This is a genomic window from Kribbella pittospori (genome assembly GCF_004331465.1).
Lineage (GTDB): Bacteria > Actinomycetota > Actinomycetes > Propionibacteriales > Kribbellaceae > Kribbella > Kribbella pittospori.
This window is the reverse complement of sequence record NZ_SJKB01000007.1, coordinates 445960-459002: the sequence shown is the minus strand read 5'-3', so window position 1 is coordinate 459002 and position 13043 is coordinate 445960. Positions and strand designations below refer to the sequence as shown.

The following is a 13043-nucleotide window of genomic DNA, read 5'->3' as shown; positions in this document are numbered from 1 at the left end:
CCTGATCGGTCCGGATGGATGGCCCGGCCCCGGACAGTCCGGAAGATCGTGCCATGACGAACGACTTCTCCGATTCCGAAGACCGGAATCTCAGACTCAGGACACTAAGTCCGTGAGGGTGACGCCGGCCGCGCGATCGAGGTGATGCGCGGTCAGGCCGAGGGCGCGGGGCGCCAGCACGTCCAGCTCGAGGTTGTCGCCGATCATCAGTGTTTCCACCGGGTCGACGCCCAGCGCCTCGCAAGTCCGCAGGTAGGTCTCTGGGGCGGGCTTGCTGATGCCGAGGGACTCCGTCGTACAGACCACGTCGATCAGGTCGGCCAGGCCGATGGCCTCGATTTTCGCGTTCTGCTGTTTCGTGCTGCCGTTGGTCAGCACACCGATCCGCAGACCGTTGCTCCGGGCAACTTCCAATGCCGGGCGGGCGTCCGGATAGGCGGTCCAGCTCGATTTGTAGTGATGCAGGTAGCCGGTGAACAGCTCGTCGAGCTCCTCGTCGGCCGGCGGGACAGGGTGGTCGAGCAGGGGCAGGAAGTCACGGAGCCGGCCGCGCCGCTGCTCCTGGTGGGTGATCTCGAGCGCCATGAACTGGCTGTAGACGCGATCCTCGATCACGAACCACTGTGCGACCAGCTCGTCGGTCGTCGTACCACCGAGCTCGGGGATCCAGCTGCGGATCGCGTACGTCGCCGACCTGGTGTGGTCGAACAGCGTGTTGTCCAGGTCGAAGATGACCGCCTTCACGCCCGGACCACCGAGTCCCGGTTGAGCTCGCGGTGGTTGGCGTAGCCGGACAGTGCCAGGGTCAGATCGAGCTCGGCCAGGAAGCAGCGCAGGACGTGCTCGACACCCGCCTGCCCGGCCAGCGCGAGGCCGTAGAGCAGCGGACGGCCGAGCAGGACCGCCTTCGCGCCAAGGGCGAGGGCCTTCGCCGCGTCCGAGCCGGTGCGGACACCCGAGTCGAAGAGGACCGTCAGCTGTTCACCGACCGCGTCCGCGATCGCCGGCAGCGCGTCGAGTGACGCGATCGCGCCGTCGACCTGACGGCCGCCATGGTTCGAGACCACGACCCCGTCCACGCCGTGCTCGGCAGCCAGCTTCGCGTCCTCGACGGCCGTGATCCCCTTCAGCACGATCGGGCCGTCCCAGTTGTCCCGCAGGAACGACAGCTCGTCCCAGCCCAGGCCGACGTTCGGGAACATCTGCGCCCAGTGCATCACCGCCGCGCCCGGGTCCTCGGCGACCGGCTTGGCCAGCTTGGCCTGGAAGGCCGGGTCGCTGAAGTAGTTCGCCAGCCCCTCTCCCTTGAGGAACGGCAGGAACCCGCGGTCCAGGTCAGCAGGACGCCAGCCCAGCGTCCCGGTGTCGAGGGTGACAACCAGGACGCCGTACCCGCTCGCCTTCGCCCGCTGCAGGAAGCTGAGGCAGACGTCGCGGTCCGTCGGCCAGTAGAGCTGGTACCACTTGCTCTTCGCCTCGATCTGCTCGAAGGCGTGGCTCGCCTGCGTCGAGTGCGTGTAGGTCAGGCCGAGCGCGTCAGCGGCCCGGGCGGTCGCCAGCTCGCCGTCCGGGTGGGCCAGCGTCTGCACGCCGATCGGCGCGACCAGCACCGGCGCGGGCATCGCCGTACCGAGGATGGTGCAGGACAGGTCCCGGTCGGTGCTGCCGCGCAGCATCCGGGGCACCAGCCGCCACCGATCGAACGCCGCCAGGTTCGCGCGCGCCGTCGCCCCACTGCCCGCGCTCGGCACGATGTACCCCATCGCCTCAGCGGACAGCGTCCCGGCCGCCTGCGACTCCAGCCGGGCCAGGTCGGTCGTGATCTCCGGCCGTGTCCCCTGCAGCATCCCCTGCAGGTAGATCTGCAACTGGTGATCCCCATAGTTGGCCATGCCGGATGCTCCCACGCCCACCGCGCGACCTCAACCACACCACCCCGGCCAGTGCAACGAGACAGCACAGCCACGCGAACCAGTCACCCCAGGCGGTGTAGACGGTCCCGTCTCTGCCTGGGCGGAGCTCGCCGATCAGGACGGCCGGCGCGTCGACAGGCGCCGTCGTCTCGGACACGATCCGACCCTGCGCGTCGCTCAGGGTGAGGCGGCCCTTGCTGCCGTCGCGGGCCATCGGGATGCCGTTCTCGAGCCCACGGAGCAGTGCCATCCGGCTGTGCAGCCAGCCGTCGTCCTCGAAGTCGAGCGCCGGCACCAGCAGCAGGCTGACATCTTCTTTCCCGTACGCGCGGGACAGTGCGGGGAAGTCCAGGTCCTTGCAGATCAGCAAGCCCCAGCTCTTGTAGACGGCGAAGTGGTCGCCGGGGGTGTACGGCTCAATGCCGGGGATCAGGTGGTGTTTGTCGTACGACGTGGGCGCGCTGCCGTCGGGGTGGACGATCAGGGCCCGGTTGTAGTCGTCGGGACCGAAGACAGTCAGGCCGACGACGAGCTCGACCTTGTTGCTGGTGGCAAGTGTCTGGAACTCCTCGGACAGCTGCGGAAGTGCGGTCGCGTCGAGGTCGATGATCTTCTCCGGGAGCAGGACGACCTGTGCGCCGGATCGGGCTGCGTCGGCGATCATCGGGCGGTAGCGCTCCAGCACGGCTGGGCCACCGCCGTCCGGCCAGCGCGCGTTGTCTTCACCTTCGGCGGAGAGTACGGCGATCCGCAGCGGCTGACTGTCCGCGGTCCCGTCGAGCCGGAGTACGCCGTACAGACAGGTGCCGGCGGCAACGACCACGAGAGCACCGACCAGAACGAGACGTCTCGTGGCGAGGACGGCTGCTGGGAACAGCAGGAGGAAGCTGAGACCCCACAGGCCGGTCAGGGAGACGATCTGGTTGATGGGTGCTACCTCGGCCTGGGTGTACGTGAGGCTGGTGAACGCGCCGTGGGGCGAGACGGTCGCGATCAGGTAGTCGAGAGCCGCCCAGAGCGCAGGCGCGGCGAACGCTGCGAGCACGAAGTGCCTTCGGACGACGAGCGCTCGGAAGAAGAGGACGGTCGCGGTGAAGACGGCCGCGAGCAGGACCAGGAAGGCCAGCGCGACCAGCGGAAGCCCAAGGTCGTTACGCAGGTAGCGGGCCAGGTTGGTGAGCCCGAGAAGCCAACCAGCAAAGGCGGTCAGGGCCGCGAGCCCGGGATTCAGGCGGGGTGCGACAAGGAGCACAGGCAGCGGTGCGAGCCAGGTCAGCGCGGGCAGGGCGTGGAGGCCGGAACCGAAGTACAGCAAGGCACCGGTCGCGACCGCGGCGGCCACACCTTTAGGTACGGAGGAGGCCATCGATCATCCTTTCGGCGAGTTCGAGGCACAGCGTGCGGAAGGCGGGGTCGGGCATGCCGATGCGGTCGCCGTGGTGGAGCTGGATCAGGCCGTGCAGGAGGGCGGCGAACATCAGGCTGGTCTCCCAGATGTCGTCGTCGGAGAAGAGGCCCTGGTCGACGCCATCGGAGATCGCGTCGGCGACCAGGTTGAACGTCGGCGACTTGCGGGCGCGGAAATCGTCCGGGAACTTCCGCGCCTGGTCGCGCCGCTCGGTGAACATGTAGTCGTAGAGCCGCGGCTGGGCGAGCGCGAAGTCGACGTGGTCGACCAGCATCTCCCGCATCCGCTCGTCCGCCGCCGTACTGCGCGGGGCGGACTCCCAGCGCCGGACCAGCTCGGCGAAGGCAGCGTCGGCGACCGCGTTCAGCAGGGACTCCCGGTCCGGGAAGTACTGGTAGATCGCCATCGGCGTGATCCCGACCGCGGCTGCCACCTTCCGCATCGACACGCCGGCCGCGCCGTGCTCGGTCAGCAGCCAGGTCGCGGCCGCGGTGATCCGGTCCTTCGTCGTCACCTCGCTCATGAATGTCATTCAACCTGCATTACCTATACGGCGTATAGGGAAATGACCCTGAATGATCCCTGAGCCATGACATCCGTCAGGTCCGGGACCCTCGCGGTGATCGTGGTGGTCGCGGCGGACCGGGTGGACGCACATGCATTCGCTCGCGGCGGCGGGTGGTGCGCTGCTGACCTACGCGTGGCACGCGTTCCCGGAGGACCCGGTGATGGATGCGTCGCGGACGACCGACCTGATCGGCAATGTGGTCTTCGCCCTCATCGCGGTGGCGCTCCTCGTGGGTGCGACAATCAGGCGTGACAAACTCAGTGACTCCTGACAACCGCGGCATCTCGCGGCCTGTCGGCCTCGCTCTGTTCGCGCTGGCGACCGGTGGTTTCGCGATCGGAACCACCGAGTTCGTCACGATGGGAGTACTGCCCCAGATCGCTGACGGGGTGGGAATCTCGATCCCGACCGCGGGCCACCTCATCTCGGCGTACGCGCTGGGTGTCGTGGTCGGCGCACCGGTGATCGCGGCGCTCGGCGCCCGGACCGGGCGGAAGCGGCTGCTGCTCGGGCTGATGGCGGTGTTCGTGATCGGCAACGTGCTGTCGGCCGTTGCCTCGAGCTACGAGTTCCTGATGGCCGCGCGGTTTCTGACCGGCGTACCGCACGGGGCGTTCTTCGGCATCGGCGCGGTGGTCGGGACCACACTCGTGCCGGTCAATCGGCGGGCCTGGGCGGTGTCGATGACGATGGTCGGTCTTCCGGTGGCCAACATCATCGGCGTACCGATCACCACTCTGATGGGCCAGCGACTCGGCTGGCCCGCTCCGTTTCTGGCGGTCGGCGCGCTTGGACTGGTCACGCTGGTGGCGGTGTGGTTCTGGGTTCCGCCGCAGCCGGTTGGCAGCGACGTCAACATCCGCAGCGAGCTGAGCGCGCTGTCCCGGCCGCAGGTGTGGATGGCCCTGCTGGTCGGGATGGTCGGCTTCGGCGGCATGTTCGCGACGTACTCGTATATCGCCCCGACGATGACGGAACTGGCCGGTTTCTCGGAGGCCGCGGTCACGGTGGTGCTGGCCGTGTACGGCATCGGCATGACGTGCGGGACCGTCGTCGGCGGTCGGTTCGCCGACCGCGCCCTGATGCCCAGCCTGTACGGCGGCCTGCTCGCGATCACCGTCGTCCTCGGAACGTTCGGGTGGCTGGCGCAGACCCGGCCCGGAGCGCTGATCGCGGTGTTCGCGATGGGATTCTCGGCGAGCATCCTGGTTCCGGCGCTGCAGACCCGGCTGATGGACGTCGCACACGAGGGACAGTCGCTGGCGGCGTCACTCAACCACTCGACGCTGAACATCGCGAACGCCCTCGGCGCCTGGCTCGGCAGCGTCGTCCTGGCCGCCGGCTACGGCTACGAGTGGCCGAGCCGCGTCGGTGCGGTCCTGGCCGTCGCCGGGCTGCTCCTGGCCCTCGTCTCCGGCCTGATGGATCGGCGTACGGTCCGGAATTCAGGGGTCGACCAGGTCGTCGCCTGACCGCCTGATCACCGGGGACTTGGTTAGATCGGGGTATGGCGACATTGACGTTGGGCGCCGCCGACCTCGTCCGGCGGCGCGGGCTGCGGCAGATGCGATCGGTGGCGTTGTCGTTGCTGCTGCTGGCCGCGGTGATCTATGTGGCCACGCTGCACCGCGACGGCGGCTGGGCGTACCTGAACGCCGCGGCTGAGGCCGCGATGGTGGGTGCGCTGGCGGACTGGTTCGCGGTGACCGCGCTGTTCCGGCGGCCGCTGGGGCTGCCGATCCCGCACACGGCGATCGTGCCGACCCGCAAGGACAGCCTGGCCGAGAGCCTGGAGCAGTTCGTCACCGAGAACTTCCTGTCCCAGGAGGTGGTGGCGGAGAAGATGCGGACCGCCGAGGTCAGCCGCCGGGCCGGTGAGTGGCTGACCTCCGGGACGCATGCCGAGCGGATCGTGGCTGAGGGCGCTCGGACGATCGGGGCCGCGCTGCCGCGGCTCGGTGACGAGGACGTGGCGGCGTTCGTCCGGGGGTCGCTGCTGCCGCGGTTCGTGCAGGAGCCGTTGAGTCCGATCGCGGGGCACTTCCTGCAGTCGGTCGTCGAGGACGGTGCCCACCACGCGTTGTTCGACCTGCTGATGGTGGAGGCGCATGACTGGCTGCGCGACAATCGCGAGTTGCTCGCCGACGTGGTTGGTCCGCGCGCGCCGCGGTGGTCGCCGCAATGGGTCGACCGGCTGGTGATCGACCGGATCCACCGCGAGGCGCTGGCCTGGCTGGCCGACGTACGCGACAACCCGACGCATGCGGCGCGGCGGGCGGTCGACCGGCTGCTCGGGCAGCTCGCGCATGATCTGCAGAACGATCCCGAGACGATGGCGCGGTTCGAGGCGTTCAAGGCGCGGATGCTGACGCATCCAGATATGGGCTCCAGCCTGACCGCGGTGTGGGACGCCGTACGCACCGCACTGATCGACTCCATCGCCGATCCGGACAGCACGCTGCGAGTGCGCGCGACCAAGGCCATCCAGGACCTGGGGCAACGACTGCAGGACGACGAGGCGCTACGCGGGAAGGTCGACGCCCGTGCCTCGGAGGCGGTCGGGTACGTCGTACGCACGTACGGCAACGAGATCGTCTCCGTCATCTCCGACACCATCGAACGCTGGGACGGCCGCGAAGCCGCCGCCCGAATAGAACTCCACGTAGGCCGAGACCTCCAATTCATCCGAATCAACGGCACCGTCGTCGGTGCCCTGGTAGGCCTCCTCATCCACACGATCAGCCAACTGCTGTGAAGACGACGTACATCCGGAAGCGGAAGAGGCCGGTGGGGTGTGGGTTGTGGGCTTCGTATGTGGTGGATGTGGATGCCTTTGGCACCTGGTTCTACACGCCGGCGCATTCGCGTTACCGGGGCGATGACGGGAGTACGTGCGAGGTCGCGCAGATGGGGCCTGGTGGTCCGGGTGAGCATGCTGTGCACCTTGCGCCGCGGGACGGGTGGTGGTTCGCGACGTGGCGGCCGGGTGGGTTGTTGGTGGCTGATGTCAGTACGCCGCCGGAGTTCGCGGACGACGAGTGGACGTACGTCGATCTCGAGCTTGATCCGTATCGGCGGCCGGACGGGACTGTTGGCACGGAGGACTGGGATGAGCTTGCGGAGGCGCACGCGGCTGGTTTGATCAACGATCACGAGTATGGGGCGGCCGTCGAAGCGGCTCACACGTTGGAAATGCAGTTCAGCCAGGGCACAGAGCCGTTCGGCACCACGGGCTGGACCCGGCTGTCAGAGGCGATTGCTCTGGGGCTGCCGCCTCTGACCAGCTTCGGAGATCGGCCGGTGAGTTAGATGCCGCAGTTGGGGGCGTCCCAGACGTTGCCGGTGCGGATGTCGACGTGGGTGTGGTCGTTGTGGCCGGGGTAGCCGGGGCCGAAGATGCCGCCGAAGCCGTGGTTGCGGGCTTGTTTGGCGAGGGTGCAGAACGAGTGGACCCCGGTCAGGTCGGCGGACCGGCCGTACAGGTGCTGGCTGTTGCTGGCGCCACCGACCGAGTTGTTGCACGGAATACTCCGGAACCCGCTGGAGATGTTCAGCGGCTGGTCGCCGAGCGCGTGCCGCATCGCCTCCAACTGCCACATGGTCTGCAACGCGTTCGCCTTGGTCGCCGCGGCAGACAGCGGTCCGCCGTCCCACCCGGATCCGCCGCACCCGTCATCGAGTTCGGTGTAGGCGAAGTGGATCGGCGTACAGTCGTCGTCCTGCAGCCCGTAGATCTTGCTGAACGTCGCCGGCCCGGCGATCCCGTCCGCCCCCAGCCCGTACGCCGACTGGAACCGCTGCACCGCGGCCTTGGTGGCCGGCCCGAAGTCCCCGTCGACGGCGAGGTGACCGCCGTACCCGGGATAGCCGGCGACCCTGATCTGCAACTGCCGCACGTCCTCGCCGTTCATGCCCTGGCTGAGCGTGCGGCCCCACGTGTAACAACCATCCGCGTGCGCCTTGGTCGCGGTCACGACCTGGCTGGTCGTGAGTGTCGCCGCGAACAGCAGCAGTACGGCGATCAGCCGCGGCAACGGTCGGGTGATGGACATCGGACACCTCCGGGGCGGTGAAGGAACCTGTCCCGGCCCAGCATTCCGTCACCATCCACCGCTTGGCCAGTGCTCAGCGAAACTTTCCGACGCGAAGGCAACCATCCGTCCGACCGCGATGCAGGTCGGCACCAGCTTCGTCGCCTCCAGCCGGTCCGTGGTCGTGCAGACGGTCGGGAACCCGGATGACTACGCCCCGCCCGGCCAGGTCGAGTACCGGATCCAGGTGCGGCTCAGCGACGGGAACTCGGGGAACGGTTATCCCGCGATCGGCGACCAGGCTCAGCTCGACACGAGCCAGCACATCCAGCTGGCCGTGCCGGCCGGTCGGCCCGTGCAGGTGACGGCACGCCTGGTGGACAAGTTCGGCCGGCCGATGTCGGTGCCGAAGGCAAGAATCGGGGTGGCGATCTACGACGCGGGACCGCAGGTCACGGTGAACGGGGTCGACCTCGACAAGGAGAAGGAGGACAACGGCACCCGCTACCGCTTCGTCCGGGCCGAGGTCGTGCCGGCCTCGCGCGGGAAGGTGGAGCTCACCACACCGGCCAGGACGCCGTTCCTGTGGGTCCACGGCAACACGAATCTCGGTCCGGAGGTGCGCACTCGCTGGGGTGGATTGGCCGCGGACCAGGACGGAGCGCCCGCGTCCAGCGGCTTCGGCTGGACGACCGAACTCGCGCAGGACACGCCGAAGACGGCCAACTACCGGATCAGCTCGGGCCGTCCCACCGGCGGCGAGCTCGTGATCGCTCTCTACCTACCCGTCAATTAGACCCAGGCGTGCAGGTCGGCGGCGTCCTTGGCCAGCTGCTCCGGCGAGTCGTCGGCGACGAACTCGAGGAGAGCGTTGATCTCGCGAGGCTCGGCCGCGAGGCGGTCCAGGACCGGGCGCCACAGGGACTCGCGGCCCGCGAGCGGGAGCCGGGTGTTCGACGGCCACCAGGAGAAGACGTGGACGGTGGTCAGCCACGGCATCAGGGCTTCGAGCTGGTCGAGGCACTGGGCGTCGTCCAGGTCGACGGGCGGCTGCCAGTACGTCTTGAGGTTGGGAGCCCCGACGTCGAGCAGCAGCGTGATGGTGGAGTCGACCTCGTCGGTCAGCGTGTTGCGGTGGAACTCCATCGCGATCTCGATGCCGGACGAGGCTGCCACATCGGCCAGCTCGGCCAGCCCGCGCGTCACCGCCATCCGGTCCCCCACGCCCGCTTGCGCCGTACCGACGTTGCCCGCCCAGACGCGGATCCGGGGCGCGCCGAGGGCCTCGGCAGTGGCAACCGCGGAGCGCATCTCCTCGCGGTCGATGCTGCCAGCCCGCAGATAGGAGCCGTACGCCGCGATCCCCAACCCGTGGACGTCGCACAGCGCCTTCACCCGTTTGGCGGTGACCAGATTGCCGAGCGGGACGTGCACGTCACCACCCCACTCGATCGCCCCGAGACTGGCCTTCGCCGCCAGCTCCACCACCTCGTCGGCCGGCAACTGGCGGAACGTCACCGAGACCAGACCGGTCCTCACACCCACGCGTGCCTCCTCGTGTCCACCCCTCTATCCAACCGCATCGCACCAGCGGCTCCCCGGTGACACGGGTGCTGGACTCCGGCCCGTCTCACGTCATGAGCAAAGCAATTGGATGCGACTGTCGCGTGGGCATAGTCTGACGGCGTGCCAGAGCAGCGCAGAGGGTTCATCTACGGGTTCGCCGCCTACCTGATCTGGGGCTTGTTCCCGCTCTACTGGAAGCTGCTGGACCACTCCGGCGCGATCGAACTGCTGGCCCACCGGGTCGTGTGGTCGCTGGTGACGATCGCGATCCTGGTCGTCGTACTGCGCAAGTTCGGCCAGGTGAGGGCGCTGCTGCGGGAGCCGCGGCGCCGGTGGCCGTTGATCGCGGCCGCGTTCCTCATCTCGGCCAACTGGGGCACCTACATCTGGGCGGTGAACCACGGCCGGGTGGTGGAGACGTCGCTCGGGTACTTCATCACTCCGCTGTTCACCGTGCTGCTCGGCGTCGTGGTGCTGAAGGAGCGGCTGCGATCCCTACAGTGGGTCGCGCTCGCGGTCGCCTTCGTCGCGGTCGCCGGGCTGACGATCGAGAACGGCCGGCCACCGTGGGTGGCGATCATCCTCACCTTCTCGTTCGGGTTCTACGGGCTGACCAAGAAGCAGGCCGGCGCCGGAGCGATCGAGGGAATGGCGATCGAGTCCGCCACCGTGGCACCCCTCGCACTCGCGGCGATCGTCGTACTCGGCGCGCAGGGTCAGTCGACGGTCACACATCACGGCGCCGGCTATCTCACGCTGGTGCTGCTGACCGGGCCGATCACCGCCGTACCGCTGCTGCTCTTCGGGGCGTCCGCGACCAGGGTCTCGATGACGACGCTGGGCCTGCTGAACTACATCGCGCCGATCATGCAGTTCATCTGCGGCGTGCTGGTGTTCCACGAGGAGATGTCGCCGATGCGCTGGGCCGGCTTCGGGCTCGTCTGGGTCGCGCTGGTGATCTTCACCCTCGACAGCATGAACCGGCGCCGCCGCACCATCGCGATCGAACGCGCCGCGGTCACCGCCTCCGCGGTGTGATCAGTCGCTTGACGACTGCGATCACTCGCTTGACGATCGGGATTCAGGACATTTAGTATCCAGGTTATGAAGATGAACGAGGGCGTCGAGTGGGCGATGCACAGCTGCGTGAATCTCAGCTGGCTGCCCGGCGAGGCGGTCACCGCCAAGCGACTCGCCGCCTTCTACAACCTTCCCACGGCGTACCTGAACAAACAGCTCCAGGCGCTCACGCGGGCCGGCATCCTCACCTCGGTCTCCGGACCGAAGGGCGGCTTCCAGCTGGCCCGCGACCCGTCCAAGATCACCCTGCTCGACATCGTGGTCGCGATCGACGGGCCGGACGACGCGTTTCGCTGCACGCAGATCCTGAAGGAGGGCCCGGGCGCCGACCCGAAGGCCGATTACACCAGGGTCTGCGTGGTCTCCCAGGCGATGCGCTCCGCGGAGCTGACCTATCGCCGTACGCTGGCCGGCCAGACCATCGCGGACATCGCAGAGCGGGTGGTGAGCACGTCTCCGGACGCTCCCGCCAGCACCCGGAACCGGTTCGCGAACCTCAAGTCCTGACCTTCACCCACGACCTCTCCGTCCAGACCCAGGAGTTGATTCTGGATGTCAAATATCCCGAATAGGCCACTGATCCTGTCGCTGCTCGCGTTCGCCCAGCTGATCATCTCGATCGACTACACCATCGTGTACGTCGCCGTCCCGGACATCGGCCGCGACCTCGGCTTCGCCGCCCACAACCTGCAATGGGTGGTGAGCGGGTACGCCGTCGCCTTCGGCGGGTTCCTCCTGCTGGGCGGCCGGATGTCCGACCTGCTCGGCCGGCGCCGGATGTTCACCGCCGGTCTCATCCTGTACGGCGCCTCGTCGCTGGCCGGAGGTTTCGCGACCGAACCCGGCCTGTTGGTCGGCGCCCGGGCGGTGCAGGGTTTCGGCGGTGCCGTCCTCGCGCCCGCCACGCTGTCGCTGATCGGCACGCTGTTCGCAGAGGCCGGGAACGCAACCGGGCCTTCTCGATCTGGGGCGCGGCCGGCGGCAGCGGGATGGCGCTCGGCTCGCTGCTGGGTGGCGTTCTGACTCAGTCCTTCGGCTGGGCGGCGATCTTCTTCGTCAACGTCCCGCTCGCCGCGATCGGTGTGGTGGCGGCGATCATCCTGCTCCCGGTCGACGGGACGGATCGCGGTCACCGCAGGTTCGACGTACCTGGCGCGGTGACTGCGACGGCGGGGATCACCGCGGTGGTGTTCGCGCTCGTGCAGGGGCCGGCGACTGGGTGGGACGGTGTCAGCGTGGCCGCGGTCGCGGCCGGCGTCGTACTGCTGACGGCGTTCGTCCTGATCGAACTGCGGTCGCCGGATCCCCTGCTGCCGTTGAGATTGCTGCGCGTTCGCAATCTCCGCAACGGCGTCACCGTGATCCTGCTGTTCTCCGCGACGCTGGGAACGCTGCTGTACTTCGAGACCGTCTACTTCCAGGACGTCCTCGGCTACAACGCGCTGGAGACTGGCCTGGCGTACCTGCTCCCGATGCTGGCGATCTTCGTCGGCTCCAACCTGGGCGGGCGGCTGGCGACGCGGTTCGGTCTCCATCTGACTCTCGCGGTCAGTCTGTCCGTGTCCGCGGTCGGTGTCGCGCTCCTCGGCCTGGTCCTGTCGAGCAACGCGTCGTACGGCGTCCTCGTCCCGGCGCTGCTGATCCTCAGCTTCGGCCAGGGCAGCGCGTTCAGCACCATGTTCGCCGCCGCGTCCACCGGCGTCGCCGCGGAGTACCAGGGCATCGGCTCGGGGATGGCGTCGACCGGTCAGCAGATCGGGAACGCGGTCGGTCTCGCGATCCTCGTGGCCATCGCCAACCGCGGCACGGCCGGCCTGACGGGCGAGTCGCTGCGTACGGCGACCACCCACGGGCTCCGGCTCGCCGTCCTGCTCACCGCGGCCGGGGTCGTCGTCACCGCCGCGATCGCGCTCACCGGCCGGCGCCGTACGCCGGTCCTGGTCGATGCCATCAGCAACTGATTTCCCAACTACCGAAGGAGAAACCGTCATGAGCACCATCCAGCCTGCCCTGATTCGCGCCGCCGAGGCCGAGGGCCTGCCCGCCGCCGGAGTCACCCTGTTCGCCGACGTCACCGACACCGGCGGTCACCTGACCAGCCACCGCTCGTTCTTCAGGCCCGGCAAGGACAGCGCTCCCCCGCACCAGCACAAGGAAGCGTCCGAACTGTTCTTCGTCCTCTCCGGCAGCCTGCGCGTACTGCTCGGAGACGACATCATCACCCTGGCCAAGGGCGACGTACTCGTCGTACCGCCGAACACTCCGCACGCCTTCGAGGCCGCCGGCGACGAGGCCGCCGAGGTCTTCTTCGTCCTCACCCACGCGAAGCCGCGCTTCGACTACTACCGCCTCCTCGAACGCGTCTACCGCGGCGAAACCGCCCCCTCCGAACTCGCGGAGACCAGCAACCTCTACGACAACCACTACGTCGACAGCCCGGTCTGGCAGGCCCGCCAGTCATGAACGGGCCGCTGGCG

16 protein-coding genes are annotated in these 13043 nt (G+C 68.4%); 10 read left to right on the top strand and 6 right to left on the bottom strand.

The features are described 5' to 3' along the window. Window positions 1–96: 96 nt before the first annotated feature. Genes E0H73_RS24275 through E0H73_RS24260 form a run of 4 tightly spaced genes read right to left on the bottom strand, consistent with a single transcriptional unit; the run spans window position 97 to window position 3844 of the window. Window positions 97–744, bottom strand: a complete 648-nt coding sequence (locus E0H73_RS24275) for an HAD family hydrolase (RefSeq protein ID WP_131360348.1) — start codon at window positions 742–744, stop codon at window positions 97–99. Continuing rightward, on the bottom strand, window positions 741–1847 hold the full coding sequence (locus tag E0H73_RS24270; protein WP_238164223.1) for an alpha-hydroxy-acid oxidizing protein: 1107 nt from the start codon (window positions 1845–1847) through the stop codon (window positions 741–743). Before E0H73_RS24270 ends, E0H73_RS24275 begins: the two co-directional genes overlap by 4 nt. After that, on the bottom strand, window positions 1768–3279 hold the full coding sequence (locus E0H73_RS47305; RefSeq protein WP_131360344.1) for a nitrilase-related carbon-nitrogen hydrolase: 1512 nt from the start codon (window positions 3277–3279) through the stop codon (window positions 1768–1770). The genes E0H73_RS24270 and E0H73_RS47305 overlap by 80 nt, the downstream gene beginning before the upstream one ends. Then, on the bottom strand, window positions 3260–3844 hold the full coding sequence (locus tag E0H73_RS24260; protein ID WP_165555798.1) for a TetR/AcrR family transcriptional regulator: 585 nt from the start codon (window positions 3842–3844) through the stop codon (window positions 3260–3262). The genes E0H73_RS47305 and E0H73_RS24260 overlap by 20 nt, the downstream gene beginning before the upstream one ends. Before the next feature lie 133 nt (window positions 3845–3977). Here E0H73_RS24260 and E0H73_RS45985 point away from each other — a divergent pair, with 133 nt between their 5' ends. From E0H73_RS45985 to E0H73_RS24245, 4 genes are read left to right on the top strand one after another with little or no spacing between them, the layout of a single operon-like run. Continuing rightward, a complete protein-coding gene (locus tag E0H73_RS45985) occupies window positions 3978–4160 on the top strand; it encodes a hypothetical protein (RefSeq protein ID WP_165555797.1) in 183 nt (60 codons plus the stop codon). Next, on the top strand, window positions 4138–5361 hold the full coding sequence (locus tag E0H73_RS24255) for an MFS transporter (RefSeq protein WP_238164199.1): 1224 nt from the start codon (window positions 4138–4140) through the stop codon (window positions 5359–5361). Before E0H73_RS45985 ends, E0H73_RS24255 begins: the two co-directional genes overlap by 23 nt. Window positions 5362–5396: 35 nt before the next feature. Then, window positions 5397–6644: a DUF445 domain-containing protein gene (locus E0H73_RS24250; protein WP_131360338.1), complete on the top strand. Its 1248-nt coding sequence runs from the start codon at window positions 5397–5399 to the stop codon at window positions 6642–6644. Continuing rightward, window positions 6641–7198 carry a DUF402 domain-containing protein gene (locus E0H73_RS24245; RefSeq protein ID WP_475009304.1) on the top strand — a complete coding sequence of 186 codons (558 nt, stop codon included), beginning with the start codon at window positions 6641–6643 and terminating at the stop codon, window positions 7196–7198. The genes E0H73_RS24250 and E0H73_RS24245 overlap by 4 nt, the downstream gene beginning before the upstream one ends. On the opposite strand, the gene E0H73_RS24240 is transcribed toward E0H73_RS24245, so the two are convergent. Continuing rightward, complete coding sequence (locus E0H73_RS24240) at window positions 7195–7941, bottom strand: D-Ala-D-Ala carboxypeptidase family metallohydrolase (RefSeq protein WP_131360334.1); 747 nt, start codon at window positions 7939–7941, stop codon at window positions 7195–7197. The two genes, E0H73_RS24245 and E0H73_RS24240, sit on opposite strands and share 4 nt — an antisense overlap. 118 nt (window positions 7942–8059) lie before the next feature. Here E0H73_RS24240 and E0H73_RS24235 point away from each other — a divergent pair, with 118 nt between their 5' ends. Next, window positions 8060–8716, top strand: a complete 657-nt coding sequence (locus tag E0H73_RS24235; protein ID WP_131360332.1) for a hypothetical protein — start codon at window positions 8060–8062, stop codon at window positions 8714–8716. Here E0H73_RS24235 and E0H73_RS24230 read toward each other — a convergent pair. Next, window positions 8713–9465: a sugar phosphate isomerase/epimerase family protein gene (locus tag E0H73_RS24230; RefSeq protein WP_131360330.1), complete on the bottom strand. Its 753-nt coding sequence runs from the start codon at window positions 9463–9465 to the stop codon at window positions 8713–8715. The two genes, E0H73_RS24235 and E0H73_RS24230, sit on opposite strands and share 4 nt — an antisense overlap. 141 nt (window positions 9466–9606) lie before the next feature. Here E0H73_RS24230 and rarD point away from each other — a divergent pair, with 141 nt between their 5' ends. The 5 genes from rarD (at window position 9607) to E0H73_RS24210 (ending at window position 13029) form a co-directional block, all read left to right on the top strand. After that, the gene (gene rarD / locus E0H73_RS24225; protein ID WP_131360328.1) at window positions 9607–10524 is read left to right on the top strand and encodes an EamA family transporter RarD; all 918 of its coding nucleotides are present in this window, start codon (window positions 9607–9609) and stop codon (window positions 10522–10524) included. Between the two features lie 66 nt (window positions 10525–10590). Then, window positions 10591–11073: an RrF2 family transcriptional regulator gene (locus E0H73_RS24220; protein ID WP_131360326.1), complete on the top strand. Its 483-nt coding sequence runs from the start codon at window positions 10591–10593 to the stop codon at window positions 11071–11073. A 45-nt stretch (window positions 11074–11118) separates the two neighbouring features. Further along, window positions 11119–11589, top strand: a complete 471-nt coding sequence (locus E0H73_RS46630) for an MFS transporter (RefSeq protein WP_202867533.1) — start codon at window positions 11119–11121, stop codon at window positions 11587–11589. Then, window positions 11556–12527 (top strand): MFS transporter, encoded by a 972-nt coding sequence (locus tag E0H73_RS24215; protein ID WP_202867552.1) that lies wholly within the window; start codon window positions 11556–11558, stop codon window positions 12525–12527. Before E0H73_RS46630 ends, E0H73_RS24215 begins: the two co-directional genes overlap by 34 nt. Before the next feature lie 28 nt (window positions 12528–12555). Beyond that, on the top strand, window positions 12556–13029 hold the full coding sequence (locus tag E0H73_RS24210) for a cupin domain-containing protein (RefSeq protein WP_131360324.1): 474 nt from the start codon (window positions 12556–12558) through the stop codon (window positions 13027–13029). Window positions 13030–13043 lie beyond the last annotated feature (14 nt).

Coding starts and splice junctions, on each gene's coding strand:
- E0H73_RS24270 (WP_238164223.1), bottom strand. CDS start 1,847: ATGCTGCAGGGGACACGGCCGGAGATCACGACCGACCTGGCCCGGCTG.
- E0H73_RS47305 (WP_131360344.1), bottom strand. CDS start 3,279: ATGGCCTCCTCCGTACCTAAAGGTGTGGCCGCCGCGGTCGCGACCGGT.
- E0H73_RS24260 (WP_165555798.1), bottom strand. CDS start 3,844: ATGAGCGAGGTGACGACGAAGGACCGGATCACCGCGGCCGCGACCTGG.
- E0H73_RS45985 (WP_165555797.1), top strand. CDS start 3,978: ATGCATTCGCTCGCGGCGGCGGGTGGTGCGCTGCTGACCTACGCGTGG.
- E0H73_RS24250 (WP_131360338.1), top strand. CDS start 5,397: ATGGCGACATTGACGTTGGGCGCCGCCGACCTCGTCCGGCGGCGCGGG.
- E0H73_RS24240 (WP_131360334.1), bottom strand. CDS start 7,941: ATGTCCATCACCCGACCGTTGCCGCGGCTGATCGCCGTACTGCTGCTG.
- E0H73_RS24235 (WP_131360332.1), top strand. CDS start 8,060: ATGCAGGTCGGCACCAGCTTCGTCGCCTCCAGCCGGTCCGTGGTCGTG.
- E0H73_RS24220 (WP_131360326.1), top strand. CDS start 10,591: ATGAAGATGAACGAGGGCGTCGAGTGGGCGATGCACAGCTGCGTGAAT.
- E0H73_RS46630 (WP_202867533.1), top strand. CDS start 11,119: ATGTCAAATATCCCGAATAGGCCACTGATCCTGTCGCTGCTCGCGTTC.
- E0H73_RS24215 (WP_202867552.1), top strand. CDS start 11,556: ATGGCGCTCGGCTCGCTGCTGGGTGGCGTTCTGACTCAGTCCTTCGGC.
- E0H73_RS24210 (WP_131360324.1), top strand. CDS start 12,556: ATGAGCACCATCCAGCCTGCCCTGATTCGCGCCGCCGAGGCCGAGGGC.